Origin of the sequence: Cellulophaga omnivescoria (genome assembly GCF_001999725.1) — a bacterium.
Classification (GTDB): domain Bacteria; phylum Bacteroidota; class Bacteroidia; order Flavobacteriales; family Flavobacteriaceae; genus Cellulophaga; species Cellulophaga omnivescoria.
Map to the genome: position 1 here is coordinate 209,344 of NZ_MDDP01000010.1, position 11,839 is coordinate 221,182.

The 11,839-nt window shown below is 31.7% G+C and carries 10 protein-coding genes; 8 read left to right on the forward strand and 2 right to left on the reverse strand.

Annotated elements, in window-relative coordinates:
- Positions 1–19: 19 nt before the first annotated feature.
- The gene (locus tag BFJ87_RS05985; protein WP_077401360.1) at positions 20–499 is read right to left on the reverse strand and encodes a thioredoxin family protein; all 480 of its coding nucleotides are present in this window, start codon (positions 497–499) and stop codon (positions 20–22) included.
- 5 nt (positions 500–504) lie between these two features.
- Positions 505–2,799, reverse strand: coding sequence for a TonB-dependent receptor (locus BFJ87_RS05990; protein WP_077401363.1), 2,295 nt, complete (start codon positions 2,797–2,799; stop codon positions 505–507).
- 79 nt (positions 2,800–2,878) lie between these two features.
- Here BFJ87_RS05990 and BFJ87_RS05995 point away from each other — a divergent pair, with 79 nt between their 5' ends.
- The 8 genes from BFJ87_RS05995 to BFJ87_RS06030 all read left to right on the forward strand — a co-directional run bounded on the left by BFJ87_RS05995 (position 2,879) and on the right by BFJ87_RS06030 (position 11,805).
- Positions 2,879–3,535 carry a metal-dependent transcriptional regulator gene (locus BFJ87_RS05995; RefSeq protein ID WP_077401366.1) on the forward strand — a complete coding sequence of 219 codons (657 nt, stop codon included), beginning with the start codon at positions 2,879–2,881 and terminating at the stop codon, positions 3,533–3,535.
- An 8-nt stretch (positions 3,536–3,543) separates the two neighbouring features.
- Complete coding sequence (locus BFJ87_RS06000; RefSeq protein WP_077401369.1) at positions 3,544–4,467, forward strand: metal ABC transporter solute-binding protein, Zn/Mn family; 924 nt, start codon at positions 3,544–3,546, stop codon at positions 4,465–4,467.
- 6 nt (positions 4,468–4,473) lie between these two features.
- Entirely contained in the window at positions 4,474–5,211 is a 738-nt protein-coding gene (locus tag BFJ87_RS06005; RefSeq protein WP_077402227.1) for a metal ABC transporter ATP-binding protein, read from the forward strand.
- A 22-nt stretch (positions 5,212–5,233) separates the two neighbouring features.
- Positions 5,234–6,358, forward strand: a complete 1,125-nt coding sequence (locus BFJ87_RS06010; RefSeq protein ID WP_077401372.1) for a metal ABC transporter permease — start codon at positions 5,234–5,236, stop codon at positions 6,356–6,358.
- A complete protein-coding gene (locus BFJ87_RS06015) occupies positions 6,351–7,511 on the forward strand; it encodes a metal ABC transporter permease (protein ID WP_077401375.1) in 1,161 nt (386 codons plus the stop codon). The genes BFJ87_RS06010 and BFJ87_RS06015 overlap by 8 nt, the downstream gene beginning before the upstream one ends.
- 20 nt (positions 7,512–7,531) lie before the next feature.
- Positions 7,532–8,536, forward strand: a complete 1,005-nt coding sequence (locus BFJ87_RS06020) for an endo alpha-1,4 polygalactosaminidase (RefSeq protein WP_077401378.1) — start codon at positions 7,532–7,534, stop codon at positions 8,534–8,536.
- A gap of 175 nt (positions 8,537–8,711) precedes the next feature.
- Positions 8,712–10,229, forward strand: coding sequence for a GT4 family glycosyltransferase PelF (gene pelF / locus BFJ87_RS06025; protein WP_077402230.1), 1,518 nt, complete (start codon positions 8,712–8,714; stop codon positions 10,227–10,229).
- On the forward strand, positions 10,201–11,805 hold the full coding sequence (locus tag BFJ87_RS06030; RefSeq protein ID WP_077401381.1) for a hypothetical protein: 1,605 nt from the start codon (positions 10,201–10,203) through the stop codon (positions 11,803–11,805). The genes pelF and BFJ87_RS06030 overlap by 29 nt, the downstream gene beginning before the upstream one ends.
- The last annotated feature ends 34 nt before the right edge of the window (positions 11,806–11,839 follow it).

Genomic DNA, 11,839 nt, shown 5'->3' on the forward strand with positions numbered 1-11,839 from the left:
TTTCAAACGATAAACATTGTTATTGTATTGTTTTTAAAAGTTGTTTTGAGTTTAAAAACTGAAAATATCTGGCTGTTGCAATAAAATTTTCATCTAGAATAACGGTTGCGGGTAAAGAAAACGGCTTGTTTTTGCGGCTAGCCATTAAGAGAGGTATTTGATGAATAGAATTTACCTTTTTAGCATTCTTATTTTCATAAGTGTTACCTCCAAATGTAATTTTTTCTGTAGATTCTACATTCATTTTTACGGCGTAATACTCCTTGTTAAGTTTGTTAATTACAGTAGAATCTTTATATGTTTTACGTTCCATTTTGTTGCATAATACACACCAGTCTGCATAAAAATGGATAAAAACTTTTTTTGGCTTTACTGCTAGGGAGTCTTCAAGCTGATTAAAACTTAGCCAGTTTACCTCATTATTTTGCGCAGTTACTTGTGTACAGGTGATGTAGTTTATTAGCAATAAAATTAGTGCTTTTTTGTAGTAAGATTTCATTTTAATTACAAGCTTTTTATTCTTAAACCTATAAAAATTGTTCTTGGTAGAGATGGGCCATAAACATAATTGCTATCTCTATTTTTACCAGTGTCAAAATCGTTTTGGTAAGCATTAGTTATATTTTTTATACCTCCAAAAAACTCAATTCCTGTATTTAATTTAACACTGTTAAATGTGTAGCCTAGTCTTAAACTTGTTTCTAAAAAAGATGGTGTCTCTTTGTACTCATCTCTAACTTGGCCCGTGTTTTCACCTCCAAAATGAGCAATGTCCATATTACCAGTATATATTAAATTAGCAGAAACGCTAAGCTTTTTTTTGGGAGTGTAAGTAAAGTTAGCGTAGCCGTATGTGTTAGGTGTTCTTAAAAATTCTTTTTTGGTTGGCAAACCTTCAATATTTTCTACTGCCTCTGTAAATTTACTAGATTGTATTGTAAAACCAGCATCTACCTGAAAAACGTAATTAAAATTTGCTCTAGTTTCTAGGGTAATACCCTTTACAACTGCGCCGTCGCCATTTCTTTTTTCAAATAATTCGCCAAAACTATCTTCGCCTAGAGGAAAAAGATAAAAGGCATTATTTAGTTTGGTGTAAAAACCTTCTATTGTTACACCAGTAATTAAATGCTCTGTAGCTTTGTCATAATTAAAAGAAGCCGTGTAGCTGTTAGATCGTTCTTCAAATAAATTATCAGATAAAGAAATTCTAGAAATTCCTCCTCCTGCAAAAGCAATGTGTAAATCGGTATCAAAAGCTTGTGGAGCTCTAAAACCTGTTCCCCAGCCCAATCTAAACTGTGATTCTTTATTAAGTTTGTATAAAAACGATAGTCTAGGGCTAGCAATTACGTTATCTAGCAAGTTGTGTTTGTCTATTCTTAGTCCTGATAAGAGGTTAATTTTAGGAGTAACATCCCAATCGTTTTGTAAAAATGCACCCCAATTTCTGGTAGTTTGGTCTATGTTATAGTTATAAGCTTCAATTACATCTAAAACATCATCATACACATACTCCGTACCAAAAGTAAAAATTGCTTCTCCTCCTAAAAATGAATCTACTTTATGGTTTAACTGCAAGCCTGCTTGGTGGGTTTCTACTTTGGAAGTACCGTAAGGAGGGTTTGCTAAAAAAATATTTAACTCATCTTCATCATCAGGCTGTATACCTGTGTAGTGATCTCTATCTGTAATTTGTCCGCCATAGTAGGCAATAAAACTATTTTTATCTTCATTAAAATTTATTTGATAATCTAAACTTCCCATTACAACATTATGAGTTCGTTCTTCAGATTGTTTTGCTAAATGTGCTGCTTTATCTACTTGTTCGCCCCCATATCTGTATTCATAAATGCTACTAATGCTAGCTTCTATTTTTTCGTTTTCAGATGGTAAATAAAATAAATTAGCACCAAAAGAATTGTTTTTTAAACTGGGTAATTCAGAGTAATTATCTCCGTTATCATCATACGTATTTCTGTCCCTTTTATTAATAAAAAACGTAGCGCCAGCAGTTCTATCATCATTAACTACAGTAGCATTACCTAACAAAATATTGTCTGATGCATTGTTGTTTATACTCTGGTAGGTATAAGTTAAGTTGTATTCGTTTTTAATAGGTATTTTGGTAATTACATTAACTGTACCGCCAATAGCACTAGAACCATAAAGTGCAGACACGCCACCTCTAACTACTTCTATACGTTCTATCATATTTACCGGTATTTGCTCCATACCATATAAACCTGTTAAAGGGCTAAAAATAGGCCTGCCATTAATGAGTATTTGAGAATAGCCTCCCTGCAAGCCATTTATACGTAATTGTGTGTAGTTGCAGGTTTGGCAGTCTGTTTCTACCCTTAATCCTGGCTGAAATCTTAAACCTTCAGATAAATTGGTAGCAACAACATTGTCTAACGTTTTGCTATTTATAAGGTTTACAATAACAGGAGAATCTGTTCTTCTTTTTTCTGTTTTTGTGCCTGTAACCACAACTTGGTCTAAACCCAAAACATCTTCTTTAAGATTAAAATTAATAGTTTGGTTATGGGTAACCGTAATTTGTTTTTCTACAGTTGCAAAACCCACACTTTGGCAAATTAAAGTATAAGTACCTTTAGCAAGTTTTAAACTGTAAAATCCGTCTTTATTAGTAGTAGTCCCAATAGATTTTTCTTTAAGGTATATAGTTGCATACGCTAAAGGATTTGTATTGTTGCTTACTTTTCCTTTAATGTTAATGTCTTGAGAAAAAATAGAATAGGGAAGTATAAAGAATAATAAAATTACTTTTTTCATTAATTTAAAATTAAATTTAGACAAAGCTAAAAATTTGTTTTTAGAAATAAAAATGTATTTTTGGTAAAAATTAAATTTGATGACGCATTCTGAGGAAAATTATTTAAAAGCAATTTTTCACATAGGTAAGGGAGGAGTAAATGATATTTCTACTAATGCTATTGCAGAGCAAATGGAAACCAAGCCATCTTCTGTAACAGATATGATTAAAAAATTATCAGAAAAAAACTTGGTAAACTATAAAAAGTATAAAGGTGTTTCTTTAACAGATGCAGGTAAATCTACTGCTTTGTCTATTATTAGAAAACATAGGTTGTGGGAGGTTTTTTTGGTAGAAAAATTAGATTTTTCTTGGGATGAAGTGCATGAAGTTGCAGAACAATTAGAGCACATTAAAAGTGAAAAGTTAATTGATAAATTAGATAAACTTTTAGATTTTCCTAAATATGATCCTCACGGAGATCCAATACCAGATAAGAATGGTAATTTCAAAGTTATAGATAAAAAGCTTTTGAGTGAACTTTCTGTAAATGATAAAGGTATTTGTGTGGGAGTAAAGGACTCTTCTAGTCAGTTTTTAAAGTTTTTAGATAAAAATAAAATTGCATTAGGAGATGTAATAGAAGTGACCGATAAGGAGGATTTTGATGGTTCTTTTCAGTTAAAAATAAATGCCAATAGTTTTAACGTATCTAACCAAATTGCTTCTAATTTATTTGTGCAAATAACAGAATAAGTAATAAAATGAAAAAAATTAAATATATAATAATAAGTGCTCTAATGCTACAATTGTTTGGTTGTAAAACCGATACAAAGAATGCAGATAACGGACAACTTAATGTAGTTACAACAACTACAATGATAACAGATTTGCTACAAAATATAGGTGGTAATGCTATTAATGTTGTTGGCTTAATGGGTAGTGGTGTAGATCCGCATTTGTACAAGGCTAGTGAAGGAGATGTAAGTAAACTGGTAAACGCAGATGTAGTTTTTTATGGTGGTTTACATTTAGAGGGTAAACTTGTTGAGGTATTTGAGAAAATGGAAAAAACAGGTAAAAAAGCCATAGCTGTTTCAAATGCTTTAGACAAAAAAGAACTTATAGGTTCTGAGTATTTTGCATCTAATTATGATCCTCATATTTGGTTTAATGTTACATTTTGGAAACAGATAACTACATATGTTACAAATGAATTAAAAAAGGCAGATCCCCAAAATGCATCTGTTTTTGAGAAAAATAGTAACAAATATTTAGAAGACTTAACAAAGCTTGATGCGGAAGTTAGGGCTAAAATTAATGAGTTGCCAAAAGATAAAAGAATACTGGTTACAGCCCATGACGCATTTAACTATTTTGGTAATACTTACGGCTTTAATGTGGTTGGGTTACAAGGTATTTCTACTGCAACAGAGGCAGGAGTACAGGATGTACAAGAATTGTCTAAATTTATAATAGACAACAAAGTGAAAGCTATTTTTGTAGAGAGTTCTGTACCTAAACGTACAATAGAGGCTCTGCAGGCGTCAGTTAAATCTAAACATCATGATGTTGCCATAGGTGGCACATTGTATTCTGATGCTTTGGGAGATAAAGGTTCTGTAGAAGGCACTTACATAGGAATGTTTAAGTACAATGTAACCACAATTGTAAATGCATTAAAATAAATGCTTATGGAAACTAAATACGCTATAACAGTAGACGATTTAACGGTTGCCTATAATTACAAGCCCGTGTTGTGGGATATAGACTTGGCAATACCAGAAGGCGTACTAATGGCTATTGTTGGTCCAAACGGAGCAGGTAAATCTACCTTAATAAAATCTATTTTAGGTATAATAAAACCAATAGCAGGTAGTGTTAAAATATTTGGTAAACCCTATAAAAAACAGTTTAAAGAAGTTGCTTATGTGCCACAAAAGGGTAGTGTAGATTGGGATTTTCCTACTACTGCATTAGATGTGGTTATGATGGGTACTTACGGTAGTTTGGGGTGGGTTAAAAGACCTGGGCAAAAAGAAAAGAAAGCAGCATTAGAAGCCTTAGAAAAAGTGGGTATGCTCTCTTTTAAATCACGACAAATTAGTCAGCTTAGTGGCGGACAACAACAACGTATTTTTTTAGCAAGAGCCTTAGTGCAAAATGCAAGTATTTATTTAATGGATGAACCTTTCCAAGGCGTAGATGCTACTACTGAAAAAGCCATTATTAATATTTTAAAAGAGCTACGTAAAGCCGGAAAAACTTTAATTGTTGTACACCATGATTTGCAAACAGTACCAGAGTATTTTGATTGGGTTACGTTTTTAAATGTAAAAAAAATTGCAACTGGGCCAGTTAAAGATATTTTTAACGATGGTAACCTAACTAAAACTTATGGTATAAATTATAAGGTTAGTGTACAAGAGTAAAATTATACTAAAAAATTAAATAGTGACCGTAACCGAATATTTTAACCTATTGTTTACAGATTATACACTGCAAACCATAACCTTAGGCACTGCAATTTTAGGTGCTTTGTGTGGTATGCTTGGCAGTTTTGCGGTGTTGCGTAAACAAAGTTTGCTAGGAGATGCAATATCACATGCAGCATTACCTGGTATTGCTTTGGCTTTTTTAATTACAGGAGCTAAAGACAGCAATACTTTATTAATTGGTGCTTTGGTAAGCGGTTTGGTTGGTACTTTTTGGATTAGAGGCATTGTAAAAAAAACACATTTAAAAACAGATACGGCTTTAGGGCTTATATTATCACTATTCTTTGGTTTTGGGATGTTGTTGTTAACCTTTATACAAAAAATGCCTAATGCAAACCAAGCTGGGTTAGATAAATACTTATTTGGGCAAGCGGCAACTTTAGTGGCCAGTGATGTTTGGACAATGTGTATTATAGCGGGTTTAAGTTTACTTATTTTATTGGTGTTTTGGAAAGAGTTTAAGCTTTTGCTTTTTGATGTAGACTACACTAAATCTTTAGGATTTAATGTAAAATTTTTAGATGTTTTAATTACCTTTTTTATAGTAATATCTATTGTTGTGGGGCTACAAACAGTTGGTGTGGTTTTAATGAGTGCTATGCTATTAGCGCCAGCAGCAGCAGCTAGGCAATGGACAAATAGTTTAAGTGTAATGGTAGTTTTAGCTGCTATTTTTGGTGCTTGTTCAGGAGTGTTTGGTACTGCAATTAGTGCCAGCTCTAACAATTTATCTACAGGACCAGTAATTGTTTTAATAGCTGCCGTTTTTGTATTGTTTTCGTTTATTTTTTCACCTAAAAGAGGATTGTTATTTAGGGAAATTAGGTACCGCAGCAACCGTAAAGATTTGGAGTTAAACAAAACGTTGGCTTTTATGTATCAAATTGTAGAATCACATGATAATATAAATCACCCACACGCTATAAAAATATTAAATAATTTTCACGGGTTTACGCGTAAATCCCTTCAGAAATTAGAAGACAGAGAACTAATTACGGTAACTAAAACAATGTGGTCTTTAACAGAAAAAGGATTTAGTACGGCTGCAAATTTATATAATCAATTAGAAGAAAATGAGTAGCGCACAATTAGAGATACAACTTATTGCTTGTTTAGTGGCTATAGCTTGTGCTATACCTGGTACATTTTTAGTACTACGTAAAATGGCAATGATTAGTGATGCTATTAGTCACTCTATTTTGCCAGGTTTAGTAATAGGCTTTTTTTTAACAGAAGATTTAAACTCGCCTTGGCTTATTTTATTGGCTGCTGTTGCTGGTGTAATTACAGTTGTTTTAGTAGAGTATATTCAAAAAACCGGACTTGTAAAAGAAGATACAGCTATAGGCTTTGTTTTTCCTGCATTGTTTAGTATTGGTGTAATTTTAATTGCAAAAAACGCTAATGATGTACATTTAGATGTAGATGCCGTTTTATTAGGCGAGCTAGCTTTTGCTCCATTTGACAGGTTGTTGGTTAATGGTGTAGATTTAGGAGCAAAATCGTTATGGGTAATTGGTAGTATTGTAGTTGTTACATTAATTTTATTGGTTACTTTTTTTAAAGAACTTAAAGTAAGTACTTTTGATAAGCAATTGGCGGCTACATTAGGTTTTTCTCCTTTGGTAATACACTACGGTTTAATGTCTATTGCATCTGTTACAACAGTTGGTGCTTTTGATGCTGTAGGTGCCATACTCGTTGTGGCGCTTATGATTGCCCCAGCTGCAATGGCATATTTGCTTACAAATAACCTTAAAAAAATGTTAGTTATTGCTGTTTTTGCGGGTGTGGCTTCTGCAATAATTGGTTATTGGGTAGCACATTATTTAGATGCTTCTATAGCGGGTTCTATGACCACAGTTTTAGGTGTTCTATTTTTACTGGTTTATTTATTTGCGCCAAGTAAAGGTCTAATTTCTGTGTTATTTAGGCAAAAAAGGCAACAGGTAGAAGTGTATCTACTTACATTTATGTTGCATTTGCAAAACCATAGTGAAGAGTCAGAACGACACATAAACCATTTAAGTGAGCATATTAATTGGGGAAAAATGCAATCTAAAACTGTACTAGATTTGGCATTAAAAAATAATATGATAGTGATAAATAATAACATTATATCACTTACAGAAAAAGGACAGGGGTTTACAAATAAGGCAATAGACTATATTACAACTAATAGTGCGGTAGCAATAGAAAAAATGAAAGAAGATTTCTTTTTGTTTAGAGGATAATATATAAATAATCAAAAATTATGTCGATTAAAAAAATAACTAGCTTGTTACTTTTTATTGTAATGTTTAGTTGTGGTAGCTCTGCTGTTAATTATGATAACTTAGACGAAAAAGTTGCTGCTAAGGACTCTATAAATTATAGGCAAGAAATGCGCAATTTTGTTGTAGGTTTAAGTGCCTATGCAAAAAATATAAACCCTAATTTTTTAGTAATACCACAAAACGGTATAGAATTAATTACTAGTGATGGCGAGATTTCATCAGAAATTAATACTACATATTTAGACGCAATAGATGGCCACGGGCAAGAAGATCTTTTTTATGGGTATACAAAAGATAATGGTGCAACGCCTAAAAAAGTAACAGCTTATATAACGCAATTGTTGCAGTTGTCTAAAAATAGAGGAAAAACAATTTTGGTTACAGACTATTGTTCTTCAGAATATAAAATAAAAAATTCACAAGCAAGTAACAATAATCTGGGTTTTGTTTCTTTTGCAGCTACAGAAAGAGACTTAAATGTAATACCAAATGTGCCAGTTTACAATGCATCAAATAAAAACATTACAACATTAAATGAGGCTGGTAATTTTTTGTATTTGCTTAATCCTGAAAACTATGAGCTTAAAGATAAGTTTATAAGTGATGTTGCTAACACAAATTATGATGTGCTAATAATTGATTTGTTTTTTAATGGAGATGTAGCTTTTACAGTTTCTGAAATTGAAAAACTTAAGATTAAAGAAAACGGAGGTAAGAGATTGGTAATATGCTATATGTCTATAGGAGAAGCCGAAGATTACAGGTATTATTGGAAGCCACAATGGAAATCTACTACTCCAGCTTGGTTAGACAAAGAAAATAGAAATTGGCCAGGAAACTACAAAGTTAAGTATTGGAATAAGGATTGGAAAAATTTAATTTTTGGTAATGAAGGTGCCTATTTAGACAAAATTTTAGATAGAAAATTTGATGGAGTTTATTTGGATATTATTGACGCTTTCAACTTTTTTGAGGAAAACTAGTCAATTTTTTTAACATATTTTAACTTGTAGTCCAATGGTGTATTTTATCTATTTTATAGAGTAAATAGGCAACTTAACTATATTCTTATTTAAAAAATATTTTTTGGTAGTTGTTTTGTGTTCTGGCACAAACCCAATATTAAACTTGACTACAAAAAGTAAAATTAATGTATTAATGATAACCGAAGGTACTTATCCGTTTAACCACGGAGGAGTATCTACATGGGCACATAACTTGTGTAATGAAATTACAAATGTAGACTATACACTTTATGCCATTAATGCAATGGTAGAACCTAAACCAAAATACAAATTAAGCAATAATGTAAAAAAGGTAATACAGGTGCCAATGTGGTCTGCCGAGGAGCCTTTTGACTGTGTTTATTATGATGTTAAATACTCTGATGTTATTTATAAAAGAGAACGTACATCTACAGATGCTATTTCTCAAAAATTTGTACCATACTTTATAACCTTTATCAAAGAAATTTATTCTAAAGAGCAGTCGGTTACTGTTCTAGATGATTGTTTTTATAATATGTGGCTTTTTTTTAATGATTATGATTATAAAGTAGCAATGACCAGTAAACCTGTTTGGGATGCATTTACAGAAGTATTAAAAAGTACCTTGCCACAAAATGAACTCGTTAAACTTAGTTTAGAAGATGTAACCATTGCTATGCGATGGATATATAGGTTTTTAATACCAATAGCCATAGATGTTCCTAAAGCAGATGTGTCGCATATAACAATTTCTGGAATAGCAGTGTTGCCTGCCTTAAGTTTAAAGTATAAATACAATACACCTATTTTGGTTACAGAACATGGTGTTTTTATAAGAGAACGTTTAATTGCAATTAGTGCAGCAGATTACTCGTATTTTTTAAAGAAAATGCTTATTCATTTCTCTGAGTGCATTACTAAATTAGTTTATTACCATGCAGCTAAAATTACTTCTGTAAGCAAATTTAACATTGCTTGGCAAAAGCATTATGGAGCAGATGTTAATAAAACAAAAGTTATATATAATGGTGTAGACCCTAATGTTTTTGTCCCAAGAAGTAAGCCTAAGCATTTAGAAAATACACCAACTGTGGTTGCCGCTGCAAGAATTTTTGACCTAAAAGATATTCTTACAATGATAAGAACTTGTAATGAGGTTAGAAAAACAATACCAAATGTACAGTTTTTGGTTTATGGTAATAAAGATGCTGTGCCAGAGTACACTAAAGAATGTCAAAATTTAATTGAAGAGTTAAACCTGAGCAAAAATTTTAAATTGGCAGGTTTTCATTCTACACCAGAGGCAATCTACTCCGAAGGAGATATATCCATATTAACATCAATTTCAGAAGGTTTTCCTTTTACAGTAATAGAGTCTATGAGCTGTGGAGTTCCTGTAGTTGCTACAGATGTTGGTGGAGTATCTGAAGCTATTGATGATAGTTGCGGTTTTATATGCAAACCTAAAAATTATACTGAAATTGCAGAAAAAGTAACATTGCTGTTAAATGACGTTTCATTACGCAATTGGATGGCAGAAAATGGTAGAAAAAAAATACAAGAAAACTTTACCATTAAAAATTTTATTCATGAGTTTGAAGAAACTTATGAGTTGTTAAATACAAAAAATGAAATCTCAAAATTAGCAAGTTTCCCCCAAGATGAGCCAAGTTTTACCAACTATAGATGATTTAACCGCACAGGTTGTCTCTAAAATTGGCAATCCAGTAAGTGTAATGGTAGTAAAAGCAACGTTAGAGTCTTTTGGCTTGCGCGAAAAAGATATGCTTAAAGACTACGGTTATAACTCGTTAGATAGTTTATCTTCTTTCATTTATAATAAATTAAAAGCAACAGATGAAGAAAAACTATTTAATGTAAAAGAGTTAGAGAAAAAAGAAACATTAGATAAAAATATTCCGGTGTCTGGTTACTTATGGGTAAAAGCAAAATTACTTTTTAAGTTTTATCCAATAGGTCTTTTTCATTTGTTTCCTGTGTTATTGCAAATTGTTACTATAGTATTTTTTGGGTACTCCTTATGGACTTTTACAGAGTTTAATGTAATGCAGTCTACAGCCGTAGTTGTTGGTGTTATGTTAGGCCTAATTATATCTGGAGGTTATGTACAGGTTTTAGGAAAACAAGCGTCATTTTACTGGAATCATAAAGAATATTACAAATCAAAAATTGTAATAAAAAAGCTTATAAAGTCTGGAGTTTATGGTATTTGCGCTGTTTTTGTAGGTTTGGCTGTAGTTAATTTTTTGTTTTCTCTTTTTCCGTTTACTTTTTGGTTTGTAACCTTTATGTACTCCTTGTTAATAGGTACTTTGTTACTTTATACAGCACCTTTTCATACCATAAAGCAGCGTTGGGTAATATCTGTAGTGGTACTTATAGCAACAGTTTTAGCCTTGTTTCTTAAGTTACATACATCTATACACATATATATAACACATTGGTTGGGTATTAGTACAGCAATAGGCTTAAGTAAATTGTTTTTAGCTTACTTTTTAAAACCTTATGTTGTTAGTACGGAAGGTGAAATTAGACCAAAAAGGTTAATTGTATTGTACCGTAATTACTTTTATTTTTTTTACGGAGCTTTAATTTATGTTTTTATTTTTTTAGATAGAATTTTAGCTTGGTCTGCCGATGTAACTCAGACAAAAAAATTTCTTTTTTTATATGAAAAAGATTATGAAATAGGGATGGATTTGGCCATACTTGTTTTCTTTTTACTTGCAGGGGTTATGGAGTATGCTATAGCTGCATTTAGCAAGTTTTTAGATATTAACCAGAAAAAAATACAGTTTTTACAAACTAAACAATTTAATTCCCAATTTTATAAAATGTACTGGGGCCATATTGCTCTCCTATTTGTATCTGCAATGGTAGCAGTTGTAATACTTTACTATATAATTACAGAACCTTGGGGGTATTTTAGTGCTTTTGGTGAGCAGTTAGGTGCTTTAAGTATAAAGGTGTGTGTACTTGGTGGTGTTGGATATTTCTTTTTAACATGGGCTATGCTAAACACATTGTATCTTTTTACATTAAATAAGCCACATAAAGCACTAAGGGCGTTGCTAATTTCTGTTGTTGTAAACTTTATTGTTGGTTTTATTTTAAGTAGAACAATTAGTTATGAGTATAGTGTTGTAGGAATGCTTGTAGGCTCAATTGTTTTTTTAGTCTTAACACTTAGAGATAACTATATTTTTTTTAAAAAATTAGATTACTATTATTATGCGGCTTATTAATTTTTTATATCTAATTGTGCCGTTTGTTTCTAAT